The following is a 17,445-nucleotide window of genomic DNA, read 5'->3' as shown; positions in this document are numbered from 1 at the left end:
AGCTTTACAGAGAAGGGGTGTTATATTATGCCCAATAAAAAAATAGGTGAAATATCGATTTCAGATGATGTTATTGGAATAATTGCAAGCCTGACAGTCATAGAAATCGAAGGTGTTTATTCGATGAGTGGTGGTTTTGCCGGGGGACTGGCTAATGTTTTAGGAAGAAGCGACCTCTCAAGAGGTGTAAAGATTGATAAAGATGATAATGAAGTAAAGGTTGAACTTTATTTGATTCTTGAATACGAGTATTCTATACCAGATCTGGCATGGAAAATTCAGGATAAGGTGAAAAGGACCCTGGAGGCCATGACAGGCCTAAACATTATAGAAGTAAATATACATGTACAGGGAGTTAATTTCCCTGAAGGTGAAGAAAAAGATGATATTGATTTTGATGAAGATGAAAAAGAGGAGGAGGATTTAGATGAAGATAATTCATAAGTTAATAACAGTTATTCTCCTTATTATATTAATGTTTATTTCATTACTATTTACTATTTATAGTTTTGGCTTAACTGGTGAAGCTTTTTTAAGTTTAGTTGAACAGGATCTTTATCAAAATTATATTTTAGGTATTATCTTCCTTGTAATAACAATAATTTCAGCAATAGCTATATATCCACTTTTGAAAAGTAGAGATGAAGCGACAATTTTACAGACAGGTAAAAATGGAGATATTAATATTTCCTTAAAAGCTATTGATAAAATTGTTAGAACTGTTACTTTAGAACAGGAAGGCATTGATATTAAGGACATTAAACTGGATACCAGACAGAATCGGCTTTATATTGAGCTTGTGATTACTGTAAAAGGTAATCAATCAATTCCTGAAGTTAGTTCTAATTTAAAGGATTCGATAAAAGAGAGATTAAATGAAACTGTTGGTACAGATCTAGCTGAGATTAAGGTTTTAATTGATAATGTAGATTCTCTATCTAAAAAGAATAAAATTAAGAAAGAAAAAAGCGAAGTTGAAATTAAAGAAGAATCTGATTTAGATGCCCAGAATGATATATCTGAAGAAGAGGAAAAACTGAATGCTAAAGATAAGTCTGATGCTAAAGATTTTTTAAATGACTTTGATAGCAAAGAATAACTTTTTTAAAATAAGCCTCTTTGTAAAGGGGGTTGATAGTTAATGAATGGTTCTGATTCCAGGCCAGAATTAAAAGAATTATTTAAAGAGTTTATATTTAATTATAGGTCTGAAATTACTGGTGCTTTGTTAGGTTTAATTTTAGCAATATTAATTTTTACAATTGGGATTTTTAAGACTCTTGTTATATTAGCATTTACAGTAATAGGCTTTTTGATTGGCAATAGAGATGATTTAAATGATGATATTGTTAAAATTTTGAATAGGGTTTTGAATAAATAATAAATAAATTGTTAGTTGGTGAATATTTAGATGAAATATCTTTCGCGACATCAAGAAAGAGAGTTAGCCTTACAATATTTGTATTCATTAGATTGTAAAGAGAAATTAAAAGAAGGTTGTTCTATAGAAGATATTGGTGTACCTTTAAACCTTTTTAATGATCTGGAAAGTGAAGATATGTACCATGAAGATTTGATTAAAGGGGTTTGCCATAATTTAATTAAGATTGATAGCTTAATTAATGAAAATGCTATTGGTTGGAATATTAATCGGATGGCCAGGGTTGATAGAAATATTTTGAGATTGGCTATTTTTGAAATTAAATATAATCCTAAGGTGCCACAGGCTGTTGCTATAAATGAAGCTGTAGAACTTGCAAAGGAATATGGTTCAGATAAATCCACTTCATTTATTAATGGAATTTTAGGAAAGATTTAATAACAAACTAGCCTGCTTAGAAGCAGGCTTTTTGAAAGTTTTATTGTTAACAGAATATATGTAAACTTGCAAAGAATAGTTTATAATGGTATTTTAGTAGCGAGAGTTAAAAATTTTAATTTTAATTAAATATACTTAGGAGGTAAAAAGATGGATAAAGTAATTGATGGAAAGCAGATTGCGAAAAATATTCGAGAGGAACTTAAGAGCCAGATAAGTGATCAAAAAGCAGAGGGGAGAGTTCCCGGGCTTGCAGTTGTTTTAGTTGGTGATAATCCTGCATCCGAAACATATGTTGGCATGAAGGAGAAGGCAGCTGAAGAGATTGGGATCCATTCAGAACTTCATGATGTAGATTCCAGTATTAGTCAGGAAGAATTGCTTAATTTAGTTGATCAACTGAATAATGATAACAGGATTGATGGTATTTTAGTCCAGCTACCTCTTCCAGATCATATTGATGAGCTGGCCGTTATTGAAGCTATTGATCCGGGAAAAGATGTTGATGGTTTTCATCCAATCAATACTGGACGACTATTTAGCGGTCAGAAGGACTTACTTAGATTTGATCCATGTACACCTTTAGGTATTATTGAGTTGATTGAAAGAAAGGGTGTAGACATAGAAGGCAAGAATGCTGTAATTGTTGGAAGGAGTAATATTGTTGGTAAGCCAGTTGCCCATTTATTACTGGAAAGAAATGCAACTATAACTGTTTGTCATTCGAGAACTAAAGATTTAAAAGCTGAAACTCTTGATGCAGATATTCTGGTGGCTGCAGTTGGTAGACCTAACTTTATTACAGGTGAAATGGTTAAAGAAGGAGCCTGTGTAATCGATGTTGGTATCAATAGAGTTGATGGTAAATTAATTGGCGATGTTGAATATGATTCAGCTTATGAAAGAGCTGGTGCAATTACTCCAGTACCTGGTGGAGTAGGTCCAATGACTATAGCTATGCTAATGAAGAATACCGTTAAAGCTCGGGAGTATCATGGAGTCTAAACATTTTACTGTTTCAGAAGTAACAAGATATATAAAGCAACTATTGAAAAATGATGACATTTTAAATCAGATTGAGGTGGTTGGTGAGATTTCTAATTTTCACCACCACCGTTCTGGTCATATGTATTTTAGTTTAAAAGATGATGATTCAAAGATTAATGCAGTTATGTTTAAAGGGAATAATTATAATCTTGATTTTCAGCCTGAAGACGGTCAGAAAGTTAGAGCTTTTGGTTATATAGATCTCTATGTACCTAGAGGTGAATATCAGTTATATGTAGAGGCTATGTCTGAAGAAGGTGAAGGAGATCTTTATCAGAAGTTTTTAATGCTTAAAGAAAAATTAGAGAAAGAAGGCCTTTTTGCTGATGAAAACAAACAACCAATTCCTGAGTTTCCTAAAAAGATTGGGCTTGTCACTTCTGCAGGTGGAGCAGCAATTAGAGATATAATTTCTGTTATAAATAGGAGAGATTCCAGGGTATCAATTCTAGTTGCTTCAGCTAGAGTTCAGGGTAGTGAATCAGTTGGAGAACTTATAGAATCTCTTAGATATCTCGATAGTAGAGATGATATTGATTTGATTATTTTATCAAGGGGCGGAGGTTCTTTAGAGGATCTCTGGTCTTTTAATGATGAAATTTTAGCCCGGGAAATTGTTGAGGCAAAAACTCCGATAATATCCGGGGTTGGCCATGAAACAGATTTTACTATTGCCGATATGGCTGCAGATTTAAGGGCTCCTACTCCCTCAGCTGCAGCTGAGCTTGCTGTTAGAGATATGGTTAGTATCAGAAATAGGTTTAAAAATTTAAATGAGCAATTATATTATAAAATTAACAAGAAGGTAAAAGACGCCAGGAAAGAACTAGGATATATTTTAAAAAATAGAATCTGGAGAAATCCTGAGTTAATTATCTCTGATCAAAGACAGGAATTTGATAATATTAGTAATGAGTTTAGTACGGCCATGGAGAATTATTTTAGAGACAAACATGATGAAATAGCTAAGTTATCTTTAAAACTAGATGGTTTAAGTCCATTAAAAATATTATCAAGAGGTTATTCAATTACTGAAAAACTAGAAGAAGATAGAACTGAGGTTGTATCATCTGTAGATGATTTAAAAAGAGGCGATTTAATAAAGACATTACTTAATAATGGCCAGGTATTAAGTGAAGTTAAGAAAATTAAGGAGGCCAGTAATGACTGAAAAGCTTGATAAAGATAAACTTTCTTTTGAAGAGGCAATTGATAAATTAGATGCAATAGTCAGAGAGCTTGATAGCGATCTTCTTTCGCTTGATGAAGCTATGGATAAGTTTAATGAGGGTTTAAAATTGATTAAATTTTGTCAGGAGGAATTAGATCAGGCTGAAGGAAAACTAGAACAGATTGTTAAAGAAGATGGAGAATTCAATAAAATTATTTCATTTGATTTGCCAGGAGAAGATAATAATAAACAGGAGGATGATTAACATGCCTGATTTAAAAGAGTTAGGGAAAAATAAATCCAATTTAATTAAGGCCCTTCAAAAAAGACAGGAACTAGAGGGTTACATATCAGATAAAGATATTGAAGAGATTAGTGAGGCTTTTTCTATGGCTCCAGTAGAGGTAGAAGGTGTTGTAAGTTTTTATACTCAGTTTAAGAGAATAGCGCCAGGAAAATATAAGATTGCAGTCTGCGATGGGACTGCATGTCATATAAAAGGTTCAAGCTTAGTTTTAAATTGGATTACTGATGAATTAGGAATAGAAGATGGTGAGACTGATGAAGACGGTATTTTCTCAATGGATGCTGTTGCCTGTCTGGGTTGTTGCAGTCTTGCTCCTGTAATTAGTATTAATGGTAAAGTATATGGTAATTTAACAAGGAAAAAGTTATTGAAAATCTTAAATGATTATCGCCAGAAGGAGGAGGCTGACAATGGTTAAAAGAATAAAAGTTGGAATGGCCAGCTGTGGAATTGCTGCTGGTGCAGGAGAGGTTAAAGAAAAGATGATAGAGATGAATCCTGATGCTGAAATTGTTGAAGTTGGATGTATTGGCCACTGTCATGCTGAGCCACTTGTTGAAATAGAGACTGAAGATGGATCATATTTTTATCAAGAGGTTGAACCAGAAGAAGAATTTATTAATAAAATGCTTAATTTAGAAGATTATTCTCGTTTTGAAAGTCCTGCTAATAGAGAGAAGAAAGAGAAATTATATGTGACTGAGCTGGCAGGTAAGATTAACCCGATTTCTATTGAAGAATATGAAGAAAATGATGGATATTCTGCTCTTAAAAAAGCTTTAGAAATGGAGCCTGCTCAGATTGTTGATGAAGTCAAAACCTCAGGTTTAAGAGGTCGTGGCGGTGGAGGATTTCCAACTGGTTTAAAATGGAGTTTTTTAGCTGATAAAGATGAAAAAGATAAAGTTTTAATCTGTAATGCTGATGAAGGTGATCCTGGGGCATTCATGGACCGCTCAACAATGGAGTCTATACCACATCAATTATTAGAAGGAATGTTAATTGGTGCTTATGCAACAGGTGCTAATAGAATGTTTATTTATTGCAGGGCTGAATATCCACTGGCTGTTAAAAATTTAAATATTGCTATAAAACAACTTGAAGAAGCAGGCTATAATAATCTAAATGGGGAAGATGTTAAAATAACTGTAAAAGAAGGGGCAGGAGCTTTTGTTTGTGGAGAAGAGACGGCTTTAATCCATTCTCTAGAAGGCAAGAGAGGGACTCCAAGATTTCGTCCTCCTTATCCAACTGATTACGGTTATAAAGGCAGACCATCCATGATTAATAATGTTGAAACTCTGGCTAATATTCCCCTTATTATTAGAGATGGTGGAGAAAAATATTCACAGATTGGAACTGAAAATAGCACAGGAACAAAACTTTTTGCTCTGGCTGGAGATCTTGAGTATTCTGGCCTTGTTGAAGTACCAATGGGTATAACTATTGGTGAAGTTGTTTATGATATTGGAGGTGCAGAAGAAGGTTCTGTTAAGGCAGTTCAAATTGGCGGACCTAGTGGTGGTTGTATACCTGAAGAACATTTTGATACTCCAATTGATTACGATTCTCTCACTGAGCTTGGAGCAATTATGGGTTCAGGAGGCTTAATTGTAATAAATAAAGGACGCTGTATGGTTGAAACAGCTCGTTACTTTTTAGAGTTTACAACAAAAGAGAGTTGTGGAAAATGTACTTTCTGTAGAATTGGAACCAAAAGAATGTTAGAGACATTAGAAAGAATTACTGGTGGAGAAGGCAGTCATGAAGATGTTCAACTTTTAAGTGATCTTGGTGATAAAATAATTAAGGGTTCACTCTGTGGTCTGGGGCAGACAGCTCCCAAACCTGTTTTATCAACTTTAAATTTCTTTAAAAATGAATATATGGCTCATGTAGATGAAGGTTATTGTGCTGCTATGGAATGTACAGCATTAGTTGATGTATATCTCGATCAGGAAACCTGTATTGAATGCGGACAGTGTATTAAAGTCTGTCCTGTAGATGCAATAAGTGATGATTTTGTAGTTGATAATGAGATATGTACCCGTTGTAATAGTTGTATTGAGGTTTGTCCGGTAGATGCAATATCCCGGGTTAAAAGGGAGGAAGAATAGATGTCTGAAATTAAAATAACTATTGATGGTCAGGAGTTATTAGCTAATCCAGGTCAGACAGTTTTGGAAGTAGCTAAAGAACATAAAATAGATATTCCAACATTATGTCATGATAATAGAGTTGGTATTAATACTTCCTGTTTCGTCTGTATTGTTAAAGATGAAAATACTGGTAACTGGTTGCCTTCATGTTCAAATCCTGTACAGGATGGCATGAATATTACTGCATCAGGTCATGAAGTAGATGATATGAGACAGACAGCCTTAAATTTATTATTATCTGAGCATAGTGGGGATTGTGAGGCTCCCTGTACTATAGCCTGTCCAGCTCATGCAAAAGTTGAAGAATATGTTAGAGCTGGAAGAGAAGGTGATCATTTGCTGGCTTTAGATATTATCAAGCAAAGGATACCTTTGCCGATTAGTATTGGCAGGGTCTGTCCTAGATTCTGTGAAAAGGATTGTAGAAGAAATGTCAAAGAAGATGCTGTAGCTATAAATGATTTTAAAAGGTTAGCTGCTGATCTTCATTATGAAGAATATATGGAAGATATGAAAGAGTTAAAAGATGAAAAAGTCGCTATAATTGGTGCAGGGCCTGCTGGTCTTGCAACAGCTTACTTTTTAAGAATTGAAGGGATAGGTTCAGTTTTATTTGATAGAATGCCTGAACCAGGTGGCATGTTAAGATATGGAATTCCAGAATATCGGCTACCTAAAGATTTACTTGACAAGGAACTAGATCATTTTAATAAAATGGGTGGAATTGAATTTAAATGCAATCAGGAGCTTGGTAAAGATATTGAATTATCTGATTTGAAAGAAGAATATGATGCAGTTGTAGTTGCTGTTGGCAGCTGGAAATCAAGCTCTATGAGAACTGAAGGTGAAGAGCTTGCTTATGATGGGATTGAATATCTTGAAGAGATTGCTCACGATGGCTGGAAAGCTAAGAGAGACCCAGGTGAAACCCTGGTTGTTGGTGGCGGAAATACAGCAATGGACTGTGTTCGTACATCACTCAGATTAACAGATAAAAAAGTCTCCTGTCTCTATAGAAGAACAGAAAAGGAGATGCCTGCTGAACAGATTGAAATTGATGAGGCAAGGGAAGAAGGTTGTGATTTTCAATTCTTAACTCAGCCAATTAGCTTAAGAGAAAAAGATAATGGCAGGTTAGTCTTAGAATGCATTAAAATGGAATTAGGTGAGCCTGATGCGTCTGGCAGGAGAAGACCTATTCCAATTGAAGGAAGTGAGTTTGAAATTGAAGCTGATACAGTTATAGCTGCTATTGGTCAGAAAACTATTGCACCAGAGGATGTTCCTACTAACCAATGGGGCGATGTTGATGTTAATGAAAATAACTGCCAGGCTGATCAGTCAGTTTTTGCTGCTGGAGATTGTGTTAGTGGACCAGCAACAGTTGTTGAAGCTGTTGCCGGTGGTAGAAGAGCAGCTTTAGGTATTAAAGCTTATTTAGCTGGTGAAGAGTATAACCCTGAATACCAGATTAATGTTTCTAGAGGTTACTGGCAGTCTTTAAATGAGGATGAGCTAATCTATCTTAAGGAACCTGAACAAAAGGAAAGAGTAGAACAGAGTTTAATAGAATTATCTGAAAGAATTTCAACTTTTAAAGAAGTTAGTTATACTTTTACTGAAGAAGAAATTGCCCAGGAAGGTGAGCGTTGTTTTGAATGTAGTTGTACAGCCAAGACGGATTGTAAATTAAAAGAGCATTCAGAAGAATTTGGAGCTGATCCTGAGCACTTTAAAGATAATATTAAAATGGATCATTCTTATAATATTGAACATCCACAAATAATCATGGACCCAGGTAAATGTATTAAATGTGGTATCTGTATTAAAATTTGTAATGAGGTTGTAAATGAATATTTATTAGGCTTTAAAAATAGAGGTTATGAAACTAAGATTGGAACAGCCTTTGGTGAACCATTACCGGTAAGTTGTGAAGAATGTGGTGAATGTATAGAAGCCTGCCCGGTAGGTGCGCTTGACTGGAAGATTAAAAAACTTGAGGAAATGAATTAGTACAGGGAGGTACATTTGATGGTTGAGATAAAAAGTATTCTTGAAGATGAAGCTAAAAAGGTTGAAACCCTTCTTGAAAATATCTTTAAGAATGAGGAAATTGTACCGGCCTTAAAGGAATCAATGGAATATTCATTATTATCGGGTGGTAAGAGAGTAAGACCTGTTTTGACTCTCTTGACTGCTAAATTATTAGAGGGTGATGAAAGGGCTGCAAGTTTGTCTGGTGCAGCCCTTGAATTAATTCATACTTATTCATTGATTCATGATGATCTGCCGGCAATGGATGATGATGATTTAAGGAGAGGAAAACCAGCAAATCATCTAGTATATGGTGAGGGAATGGCTATTTTAGCTGGTGATGGTTTGTTAACCTATGCTTTTAAAATATTAGCAAAATTAAATTTAGATCCTGATAGAAGATGTAAACTTATTGAGCTAATGGCTGATTCTGCAGGGCCTAATGGTATGGTTGCTGGCCAGGTTTTAGATTTACAGGCTGAAGAGGAACCTGTAGATTTAACAGGTTTAAAGAAAATTCACCGAGCAAAGACAGGTGCTTTATTTAAAGCAGCAGTTCTAGCTGGTGTTTATTGTAGTGATTATACAGAAGAAGAATTAAATGCCTTAGAGATTTATGCAGAAAAATTAGGCTTAACTTTTCAAATAACTGATGATATTCTTGATGTTATTGGAAACACAAAAACATTAGGTAAAGAAGTTGGGAAAGATCTCGAAAGAGGAAAATCAACTTACCCAGGTTTAATTGGCCTTGAAAAATCTAAAAAAGAAGCTGAAAAAGCTGTGAATGAAGGGCTTGAAGCTTTGAATGTTTTCAATGAAAAGGCTGATGTATTAAGGGATTTATTAAAGTTTATCTTAGAGCGGCAATATTAATTAAATAAATAAAATGTATAAATATAAATTGGTCTTTTAATACTAGTATTTATATGATATAATTATCCTGAATTACAGGTGATGCAGTATTCTAGTCAGCTCAACTATTCTGAAGACGGGCCTAAAAATCCGTTTCCGGCATATAAATGAAGTCCCTGGTGATGGCTGTTGACGCCCAGTCGAGGGTCATTGCTGGGGGTTAAGGGACTGGGGCGATCCACAATGGCATGTGGGCGTAGACCCCTATCCCGTGGAGGCTAGTTAATTGAAATTATTAACTAGTGAACCTGTCTTCGGAGAGATCCGAGGCAGTGTAGCCTGCTTTGCGTGGTTGCGGGGATAGTGGAAGGCGATAATACCCTGGATCCAGGTATTATTTGCTAGCCACTGGAAACCGTAACTGCAAAAGAAGCTAGGAATAGTATAAAGCTGTCAGGGAAAACCTCTAGACTGTCTTTAGGGGCAGGGCAGGGATTAAAGTGTCTACTAAGTGGCAATCCAGTCCTGCAGAAGGTGACTCTGCAGCCTGGCTTTAAAGGGAAACCACTATTCTGGTGACAGAATAGTAGCCAGGGGGAAAACCAACTGGACCTAAGTGGCAGCATTTATCTGCTCTGCTATCACCTGTACTTTATTTTTTTGTATTATAATATTTAATATGAGGTGGGATTTGTGCAAAATTTTAAGAGCAGTTTATTTATTGCTCTCCTGACATTCTGGTTAGCTGTTGTTGTTTCATTTTTATCTCAGACCAGAATTACTGATTTAGATCTATTGCCTGCATTTTTTGTCCTACTTCTAATTATTATTACTGGTATATTATCAGATATGGTTGGGGTAGCAGCAACTGTTGCTAGAGAAGAACCCTTTAATGCTATGGCCTCAAAAAAAATATCAGGAGCCAAAATAGGGCTCTGGCTAGTAAGGCGTGGAGATAAAGTAGCAAGTTTAATGTGTGATATAATAGGCGATATTTGTGGAACTGTTAGTGGAGCTATTGGTGCTATAATTGTTCTCCAGATATTAGAAGAAGTTATCTGGCCTGAGACGATTGTTAATTTATTGATGATTGGTTTTATTGCTTCTTTAACTGTAGGTGGCAAGGCATTTTGCAAATACTATGGAATTAAGAAAGCTGAAGAAATCACTTTTAATGTTAGCCGGTTTTTAAACTTCATTAAAGTAAGTCGCATTTTTATTAAAGAGGTGAAATAAATAGATGGAAGATTTATTAAATAATATAAATCACCCAGATGATTTAAATGAGTTGACAAACGAAGAATTAACTCAGCTATCTGATGAAATAAGGGATTTTTTAATCTGTACTGTTTCTGAAACAGGTGGACATCTGGCTTCAAACTTAGGTGTTGTAGAGTTAACTATAGCACTCCATAAACATCTGAACAGCCCAAAAGATAAGATAGTCTGGGATGTTGGTCATCAGAGCTATACTCATAAAATATTAACCGGCCGAAAAGATAAAATGACTTCGATAAGAAAAAGAAATGGCTTAAGTGGTTATCCAAAATTAAAAGAAAGTGAACATGATATAATTGAAACTGGTCATAGTGGAACCTCTATATCATCTGCACTTGGCCTGGCCTGTGCTAGAGATCACCGAGGCAGTTCAGAAAGAATCTATTCTGTGATTGGTGATGGAGCAATTACTGGAGGTATGGCTTTTGAGGCTTTAAATCATGGGGGCCACTTAGAAAAAGATTTTAATATAGTTTTAAATGACAATGATATGTCTATTGCTAAAAATGTTGGCGCTTTATCTAATTATTTAGCTAAATTAAGAACTGATCCTTCTTTAAGAAAGATTTCTGGCGAAATGGGAGATTTATTAAATTCAATTCCAGGAATAGGTTCTGGGATGTTTAAAACTATGGATAAAGCTAAAGATAGCTTGAAATATTTGTTAGTTCCAGGGGTTTTATTTGAAGAAATGGGCTATACTTATTTAGGACCAGTGCCTGGGCACGATATTGAAGCTTTAATAAAAATATTTGAGCAGGCTGATAAGATTAATGGGCCTGTTGTTATCCATGTTAATACCATAAAAGGGAAAGGTTACTATCCCGCAGAGAGTTGCCCCAGTGATTATCATGGAGTTGGATCTTTTAAGATAGAAAATGGTGAGTCTGAAAAAACTAAAACAAATATAACTTATAGTCAGGTTTTTGGTGAAACAGTAACTAGATTAGCTGAAGAAGACATGAGAGTTGTTGGTATTACTGCAGCTATGCCTGCTGGAACTGGATTAGATTTATTTCAAGAAAGATTTCCTGAAAGGTTTTATGATGTAGGAATTGCAGAGCAGCATGCTCTTACGCTCTCGGCTGGTCTGGCTCGGGGAGGCATGAGACCTATTGTAGCTTTATATTCTACTTTCCTGCAAAGAGGCTATGATCAGTTAATACATGATTTAGCTTTACAGAACCTTCCAGTAACTATTGGAATTGATAGAGCAGGAATAGTAGGTAGTGATGGTGAAACTCATCAGGGGCAATTTGATTTAAGTTATCTTAGAGCTGTCCCAAATTTAACAGTAATGGCTCCAAAAGATGAGCAGGAATTAGTTGAAATGATTAAAACAGGTCATAAACTTGATAACCCTGCTGCAGTAAGATACCCCAGAGGAGAAGGCTTAGGAATTGATTTAGATTATTCCAGGTCTGAAATAAAGGTTGGTAAAGGTGAGCTTCTTTTAGATGGCAATAAAATTCTAGTTATTGCTATAGGTTCTATGGTGCACCCTTCCAGAGAGGCAATTGAAGATCTAAAAGATAACAAATCTAAAATTGGTCTTTATAATGCCAGATTTGTTAAACCTTTGCCTGAAGAAATTATTGAACTGGCTCAAAAATATGATTATATAATTACAGTTGAAGAAAATAGCCTCAATGGTGGTTTTGGATCTGCTGTAATGGAATTACTAGCTGATAATAAGCTTCAGCAGAAACTTATCAAAAGAATGGGAATTCCAGATAAGTTTGTAGAACATGGTGGCCAAAATGAGATGAGAGATTATTATGATTTAAGTATTAGAGGTATAAAAGAATTTATTCTTAATATTTTAGAGGGCAAATAAAATGAAAAACAAAGAAAGAATTGATATTGTTTTAACTGAAAGAGGCTATTTCCCAAGCCGAAATAAGGCTAAAAGAGCTATTATGGCTGGAGAGGTAAAAGTTGATGATGAAATTGTTGATAAAGCTGGAACTCAGATCTCTCTGGAGGCAAAAATAGATGTTGAGGAAAAGGATAGATATGTCGGCAGAGGTGGTCATAAATTAGCCAGGGCAATAGACTATTTTTCAATTGATCCTAATGGAATGAAGGCCCTTGATATAGGTTCTTCCACTGGTGGTTTTACTGATTGCTTGCTCCAAAATGGAGCGAAAGAGGTATATGCTGTTGATAGTGGGTATAATCAACTTGCCTGGAAGTTAAGGCAGGATGATAGAGTTAAAGTCAATGAAAAAACTAATTTCAGGCTATTAAAAAAGGAAGACTTGCCAGCTGATTTTGATATTGTTGTCTGTGATGTTTCCTTTATATCTTTAAAGTTGATTATTCCTGTAGCTAAATTTTTCTGCAAAAAAGACACAAAGCTTGTGACATTAGTGAAACCTCAGTTTGAAGCAGGCCCAGAAAATGTTGGTAAAGGTGGGGTTGTTAAAGATACGAAAGTCCATAAAAGAGTTTTAATAGAGGTTAGTAAGGTTATTGCTAATGAAGGATTTAAATTACTAGACTTAACTTTTTCTCCTATTACTGGAGCTAGTAGTGGTAACATAGAATACTTGTTATATGCAGAATATAAATCCAGTAATAACTTAAAAATTGAAAGTCAATGGCATAATTTAATTAATAAAATAATTAATGAAGCTGATGAAAAACTGAGGGGTTGATTCTTATTTCGACAGTAGGAATTTTTATAAATATAAAAAAAGATGAAGCTATTAAAATGGCAGAAAAATTAATTGACTATCTCAAGAAAAATGAGATTGATTATTTAGTTGAAAGTCGTTCAGCAGATTGCCTTAATGAAAAAGAGAAAAAAGCTAATTTCAAAGAATTAAGAGAAAAAGTTGATTTTGTTGCATTGTTTGGAGGAGATGGAACTTTACTTAGAGCAGCCAGGCATTTTGCCGGTTCTGATATACCTTTATTAGGCATTAATATTGGCAGTCTTGGCTTTATGACTGTAATTGAAGTAGAGGCAGTTGAAAAAGCTATTGATCTAATTCTTAAAAATGAATTTGAGATAGAAAATAGAATGATGATAACTGCTGAGGTATACAGGGATAACTGTGAAGTTTATAATGGTTTTGGTCTTAATGATGTTGTTATTAATCGAGGTGCAAATTTTAATTTGATTGGCGTGGAATTATTTATTAATAATCAGTTTGTGAGCAGCTTTAAAGGTGATGGTTTAATTGTCTCGACGCCAACAGGCTCAACCGCATATTCATTATCTGCAGGAGGTCCAATTATTCATCCAGGTCTTGAAGTTTTGGTTATCACTCCAATAAGCCCTCATAATTTATATATCAGACCTTTAGTTATTGGTGGAAATGATGAAGTTCTTGCAGATTTAGAAGTTGCAGGTAGTAATATGAAAATATCAATTGATGGAAGGTGTGGCTTTGATTTACGTAATGGGGATCAGGTTAAGATAAAAAAGGCCCCCCATGATGTTACTCTGGTTAAATTTCCAGAACGAAATTTTTACAGAATCTTGAGAGAAAAAATGAGGATTGGCATGATATAAAATAATTCAGGTGGTGTAATAATGAAAAATAGAAGACAGTTAAAAATATTAAACATTATTAAAAATAGAGATGTTGCAACTCAGGAAGAATTAGGCTTATTATTGGAAGAAGAAGGTGTTAATGTAACTCAAGCAACTATATCTAGAGATATTAAAAGGCTGGGTTTAATTAAGGTTCCAGATGGAGATGGAGAATATAAGTATGCAATAAGATCCAATAACTCTAAAGGACAGGTTCAGGGCTGGTTACAGAAAATGTTTCAGGATTTTGTGATTGATTTAGATTATAGTGATAACATAATTGTATTAAAAACTGTACAGGGCACAGCAGGGGGTCTAGCATCAGCAATAGATAATTCTCGCTGGGATGATGTATTAGGTACTGTAGCAGGTGATAATACTATATTTTTAGTTGTAAAACCCAAGGACAAAGCAGAAGAGGTTTTAGACAAATTCAAAAAATTGCTTAGTGATTAGGAGGTAAAGATATGCTTGGTGATCTCCAGGTTAAAAACTTTGCCATTATTGAACATTTAAGTTTATCATTTTCTGAAGGTTTAAATATTCTAACAGGAGAAACTGGAGCAGGTAAATCAATAATTATTGGTGCACTAGAAATGCTTTTTGGTTCAAGGGCAAGAACCGATATTATAAAGAATGGTAAAGAGGCTGCTTATATAGAAGCCAGCTATTTTATTGATTTACCAGCTAAATTAAAAGATATCTTAAAAAAAGCTGGTGTTGAGTTAGATCCTGAAATGCTTTTATTATCAAGGGAAATTAGAAGAAATGGCCGAAATCGCTGCCGGATTAATGGTCAGTTAGTGCCTTTAAAATTAATTAAAGAAGTTGCTGAATTTCTTGTTGATATTCATGGTCAGCATGAACATCAGAACCTCTTGCAGAACTCATACCATATAGAACTTTTAGATGAGCTTTTACCTGGAGAAACCAAGGATAAATTATTAGAAATTGAAGATGTATATTATCAGTTAAAAGAGATTTTAGAAGAGAAAGAAAGGTTAAATCAACAGGCTAGCGAAAGGGCTCGAAGACTTGATATCATTGAATATCAACTAGACGAAATCGAAACAGCTAACTTAAAAGCAGGAGAATTAGAAGAAATTGAATCAAAGTTAAAGAGGCTTGAAAATATTGAAGATATCTCTGCAACTATTTATAAAGCAATAGATTCAATATCTGGAGATCAACATAATCAAAAAGCTTTATTAGATCAATTAGGAACAATTAGTAGTAATTTATCAAAGATAGTTGAATTTGATGATGATATCAAAGAATTATCTGAACTGGCAGATCAGAGTTTTTATTCTCTGCAGGAATTAAACTTTCAATTGCAGGATTATCATGATCAGATTGATTATAATAAGAATGAATTATCTGAATTAAGAGAGAGACTGGATATAATCAATACAATGCGCAGGAAATACGGTGAGACAATCTCTGAAATTTTAAGTTATAAAAATAATTTGATTGAAGAAAGAGAAGAGCTAGAAAGCATTGAAGATAAGCTTTCCAGCCTAGAAATAAAAGAGAATAAGTTAAAAGCAGAATATGAGAGTTTAGATAAAGAAATTTCAAAAGCTAGAAAGCAACAGGCTCAGTGGCTTGAAAATGAGATGATTAAAGAGTTAAAAGATCTTGCTATGAAAGATGCAAGATTTGAAGTTGAGTTTCAAAAAGCTGGAATAACCCCTAAAGGAAGGGATAAAGTAAAATTTTTAATATCAACTAATTTAGGTGGTGAGCTAAAGGAACTTTCCAAGATTGCATCAGGTGGAGAAATTTCTAGAATTATGCTAGCTTTTAAAAGTATAATTGCAGGATATGATAAAGTTAGAACAATTATATTTGATGAAATAGAAACTGGTGTAGGTGGAGAAACAGCCAGACAGGTTGCAGCTAGATTATATAGTATCTCAACAGATAGACAGGTAATTTCTATTTCTCATCTTCCTCAGATAGCTTCTTTAGCTGATCGTCATTTTTATATTTATAAAGAGACTGAAGACCAGATAACAAAAACAAAGATTGATAGATTAAGTGAAATTGAAAGAGAAGAGGAAATTGCCAGAATGATAAGTGGAGATAAAAAAACTGAGACTAGCCTAAAACATGCCAGTGAATTAATAGAAGATGCCGAATCTATTAAAGCATCAATTTAATTTCTCAAAAAATTTGATTGTTTATGAAGGTCTTTTAAGTTATATGAAGAATTATATTAATACGGTCAAAATATTTAGGGTATATATTTAAAATATTTAATCAGGAGGGCATGTTTGTGGAGGAAACTACAAAGATTGCGATAATTGATGATAATAAACATTTCTGTCAGTTAGTTGAAGATCATTTATCTAAAAACAGTAAATTTACTGTTGCCGGGAAAGCCCATGACGGGAAAGAAGCTCTTAATTTAATTAATACAATTAAACCTGATATATTGCTTCTGGATTTGATAATGCCTCATTTAGATGGTTTAGAAGTCATGAAAGAACTTCAGGACTTTGAACATTTTTTTGATATGAAAATAATCTTATTAACTGCTTTTGGAAAAGAGAGTGTTACCAGAGAAGCAGGAAATTTAGGTGCAGATTATGTAGTTATGAAACCGTTTGAATTGGAAAGATTAACTTATAGGTTGGAACAATTAATTAATCCCAATCCTGAATTAAATAGTTTTGACATTATAGAGTTTAAAAATGATGATTCAATTGGAAGTAACAAAGAAAGTAATGAAAATTTAGATCTTGATATATTAATTACAGAGATTTTTCATAAGCTTGGAGTACCTTCTCATATAAAAGGGTATTTGTATTTAAAAACAGCGGTTGAACTTGTAGTTGATGAGGTCGAACTATTAGGTGCCATTACAAAAAAGCTGTATCCTAAAATTGCAGAAAGCTTTAATTCTAAATCAAGTCGGGTTGAAAGAGCGATAAGGCATGCTATAGATCTTACCTGGGAACAGGGTAATAAACAAATGCTTGATAAATTTTTTAGCAATGTTATTACCAGTTCAAGAGGTAAACCGACTAATTCACAGTTTGTAGCCAAAGTTGCCGATATTGTTAGGATAGAAGCTAAGAAAAGGTTATAATGTTTTTTTGAATATACATATTTGTTTCATTTGATTGTAATAATTATCAGATATAATTTGATTTACTCAAGGAGGATCATGCTTTTTTAATAATTTAAGTCTGATTAGAATGTTAAGTTTCTGATCAGGCTTTTTTT

The 17,445-nt window shown here is 34.1% G+C and carries 18 protein-coding genes; all 18 read left to right on the top strand.

Annotated elements, in window-relative coordinates; translation table 11 throughout:
- Positions 1-27 precede the first annotated feature (27 nt).
- The 18 genes from I0Q91_RS10860 (at position 28) to spo0A (ending at position 17,308) form a co-directional block, all read left to right on the top strand.
- Positions 28-444 carry an Asp23/Gls24 family envelope stress response protein gene (locus I0Q91_RS10860; protein WP_270454564.1) on the top strand — a complete coding sequence of 139 codons (417 nt, stop codon included), beginning with the start codon at positions 28-30 and terminating at the stop codon, positions 442-444.
- Positions 428-1,099: an alkaline shock response membrane anchor protein AmaP gene (gene amaP / locus I0Q91_RS10855; RefSeq protein ID WP_270454563.1), complete on the top strand. Its 672-nt coding sequence runs from the start codon at positions 428-430 to the stop codon at positions 1,097-1,099. Before I0Q91_RS10860 ends, amaP begins: the two co-directional genes overlap by 17 nt.
- 42 nt (positions 1,100-1,141) lie before the next feature.
- Positions 1,142-1,381, top strand: a complete 240-nt coding sequence (locus tag I0Q91_RS10850; RefSeq protein WP_270454562.1) for a DUF2273 domain-containing protein — start codon at positions 1,142-1,144, stop codon at positions 1,379-1,381.
- A gap of 30 nt (positions 1,382-1,411) precedes the next feature.
- Entirely contained in the window at positions 1,412-1,819 is a 408-nt protein-coding gene (nusB, locus tag I0Q91_RS10845) for a transcription antitermination factor NusB (RefSeq protein WP_270454561.1), read from the top strand.
- A gap of 150 nt (positions 1,820-1,969) precedes the next feature.
- Positions 1,970-2,824: a bifunctional methylenetetrahydrofolate dehydrogenase/methenyltetrahydrofolate cyclohydrolase FolD gene (folD, locus tag I0Q91_RS10840; protein ID WP_270454560.1), complete on the top strand. Its 855-nt coding sequence runs from the start codon at positions 1,970-1,972 to the stop codon at positions 2,822-2,824.
- A complete protein-coding gene (xseA, locus tag I0Q91_RS10835) occupies positions 2,814-4,037 on the top strand; it encodes an exodeoxyribonuclease VII large subunit (protein WP_270454559.1) in 1,224 nt (407 codons plus the stop codon). Before folD ends, xseA begins: the two co-directional genes overlap by 11 nt.
- Positions 4,030-4,302 carry an exodeoxyribonuclease VII small subunit gene (gene xseB / locus I0Q91_RS10830; protein WP_270454558.1) on the top strand — a complete coding sequence of 91 codons (273 nt, stop codon included), beginning with the start codon at positions 4,030-4,032 and terminating at the stop codon, positions 4,300-4,302. Before xseA ends, xseB begins: the two co-directional genes overlap by 8 nt.
- Position 4,303: 1 nt before the next feature.
- The gene (locus I0Q91_RS10825) at positions 4,304-4,762 is read left to right on the top strand and encodes an NADH-quinone oxidoreductase subunit NuoE family protein (RefSeq protein WP_270454556.1); all 459 of its coding nucleotides are present in this window, start codon (positions 4,304-4,306) and stop codon (positions 4,760-4,762) included.
- Complete coding sequence (locus tag I0Q91_RS10820; RefSeq protein WP_345790981.1) at positions 4,755-6,461, top strand: NADH-ubiquinone oxidoreductase-F iron-sulfur binding region domain-containing protein; 1,707 nt, start codon at positions 4,755-4,757, stop codon at positions 6,459-6,461. The genes I0Q91_RS10825 and I0Q91_RS10820 overlap by 8 nt, the downstream gene beginning before the upstream one ends.
- Complete coding sequence (locus I0Q91_RS10815; RefSeq protein ID WP_270454555.1) at positions 6,462-8,516, top strand: FAD-dependent oxidoreductase; 2,055 nt, start codon at positions 6,462-6,464, stop codon at positions 8,514-8,516. It abuts the gene before it with no gap.
- A gap of 18 nt (positions 8,517-8,534) precedes the next feature.
- Positions 8,535-9,413 carry a polyprenyl synthetase family protein gene (locus I0Q91_RS10810; protein ID WP_270454554.1) on the top strand — a complete coding sequence of 293 codons (879 nt, stop codon included), beginning with the start codon at positions 8,535-8,537 and terminating at the stop codon, positions 9,411-9,413.
- A 672-nt stretch (positions 9,414-10,085) separates the two neighbouring features.
- Complete coding sequence (locus I0Q91_RS10805; RefSeq protein ID WP_270454553.1) at positions 10,086-10,628, top strand: hypothetical protein; 543 nt, start codon at positions 10,086-10,088, stop codon at positions 10,626-10,628.
- A gap of 4 nt (positions 10,629-10,632) precedes the next feature.
- Entirely contained in the window at positions 10,633-12,507 is a 1,875-nt protein-coding gene (dxs, locus tag I0Q91_RS10800; protein WP_270454552.1) for a 1-deoxy-D-xylulose-5-phosphate synthase, read from the top strand.
- Between the two features lies 1 nt (position 12,508).
- Entirely contained in the window at positions 12,509-13,330 is an 822-nt protein-coding gene (locus tag I0Q91_RS10795) for a TlyA family RNA methyltransferase (RefSeq protein WP_270454551.1), read from the top strand.
- The gene (locus tag I0Q91_RS10790) at positions 13,327-14,193 is read left to right on the top strand and encodes an NAD(+)/NADH kinase (RefSeq protein ID WP_270454550.1); all 867 of its coding nucleotides are present in this window, start codon (positions 13,327-13,329) and stop codon (positions 14,191-14,193) included. The genes I0Q91_RS10795 and I0Q91_RS10790 overlap by 4 nt, the downstream gene beginning before the upstream one ends.
- A 21-nt stretch (positions 14,194-14,214) precedes the next feature.
- Positions 14,215-14,670 (top strand): arginine repressor, encoded by a 456-nt coding sequence (argR, locus tag I0Q91_RS10785; protein WP_270454549.1) that lies wholly within the window; start codon positions 14,215-14,217, stop codon positions 14,668-14,670.
- Between the two features lie 11 nt (positions 14,671-14,681).
- On the top strand, positions 14,682-16,376 hold the full coding sequence (gene recN, locus I0Q91_RS10780; RefSeq protein ID WP_270454548.1) for a DNA repair protein RecN: 1,695 nt from the start codon (positions 14,682-14,684) through the stop codon (positions 16,374-16,376).
- Between the two features lie 110 nt (positions 16,377-16,486).
- A complete protein-coding gene (gene spo0A / locus I0Q91_RS10775; protein WP_270454547.1) occupies positions 16,487-17,308 on the top strand; it encodes a sporulation transcription factor Spo0A in 822 nt (273 codons plus the stop codon).
- Positions 17,309-17,445 lie beyond the last annotated feature (137 nt).

The sequence above is a fragment of the Halonatronomonas betaini genome (assembly GCF_015666175.1).
In the GTDB taxonomy this organism is placed as follows: domain Bacteria; phylum Bacillota; class Halanaerobiia; order Halanaerobiales; family Halarsenatibacteraceae; genus Halonatronomonas; species Halonatronomonas betaini.
The sequence above is the reverse complement of the archived record's forward strand: the minus strand, read 5'-3'. Positions and strand labels throughout refer to the sequence as shown.

Coding starts and splice junctions, on each gene's coding strand:
- I0Q91_RS10860 (WP_270454564.1), top strand. CDS start 28: ATGCCCAATAAAAAAATAGGTGAAATATCGATTTCAGATGATGTTATT.
- amaP (WP_270454563.1), top strand. CDS start 428: ATGAAGATAATTCATAAGTTAATAACAGTTATTCTCCTTATTATATTA.
- I0Q91_RS10850 (WP_270454562.1), top strand. CDS start 1,142: ATGAATGGTTCTGATTCCAGGCCAGAATTAAAAGAATTATTTAAAGAG.
- nusB (WP_270454561.1), top strand. CDS start 1,412: ATGAAATATCTTTCGCGACATCAAGAAAGAGAGTTAGCCTTACAATAT.
- folD (WP_270454560.1), top strand. CDS start 1,970: ATGGATAAAGTAATTGATGGAAAGCAGATTGCGAAAAATATTCGAGAG.
- xseA (WP_270454559.1), top strand. CDS start 2,814: ATGGAGTCTAAACATTTTACTGTTTCAGAAGTAACAAGATATATAAAG.
- xseB (WP_270454558.1), top strand. CDS start 4,030: ATGACTGAAAAGCTTGATAAAGATAAACTTTCTTTTGAAGAGGCAATT.
- I0Q91_RS10825 (WP_270454556.1), top strand. CDS start 4,304: ATGCCTGATTTAAAAGAGTTAGGGAAAAATAAATCCAATTTAATTAAG.
- I0Q91_RS10820 (WP_345790981.1), top strand. CDS start 4,755: ATGGTTAAAAGAATAAAAGTTGGAATGGCCAGCTGTGGAATTGCTGCT.
- I0Q91_RS10815 (WP_270454555.1), top strand. CDS start 6,462: ATGTCTGAAATTAAAATAACTATTGATGGTCAGGAGTTATTAGCTAAT.
- I0Q91_RS10810 (WP_270454554.1), top strand. CDS start 8,535: ATGGTTGAGATAAAAAGTATTCTTGAAGATGAAGCTAAAAAGGTTGAA.
- dxs (WP_270454552.1), top strand. CDS start 10,633: ATGGAAGATTTATTAAATAATATAAATCACCCAGATGATTTAAATGAG.
- I0Q91_RS10795 (WP_270454551.1), top strand. CDS start 12,509: ATGAAAAACAAAGAAAGAATTGATATTGTTTTAACTGAAAGAGGCTAT.
- argR (WP_270454549.1), top strand. CDS start 14,215: ATGAAAAATAGAAGACAGTTAAAAATATTAAACATTATTAAAAATAGA.
- recN (WP_270454548.1), top strand. CDS start 14,682: ATGCTTGGTGATCTCCAGGTTAAAAACTTTGCCATTATTGAACATTTA.
- spo0A (WP_270454547.1), top strand. CDS start 16,487: ATGTTTGTGGAGGAAACTACAAAGATTGCGATAATTGATGATAATAAA.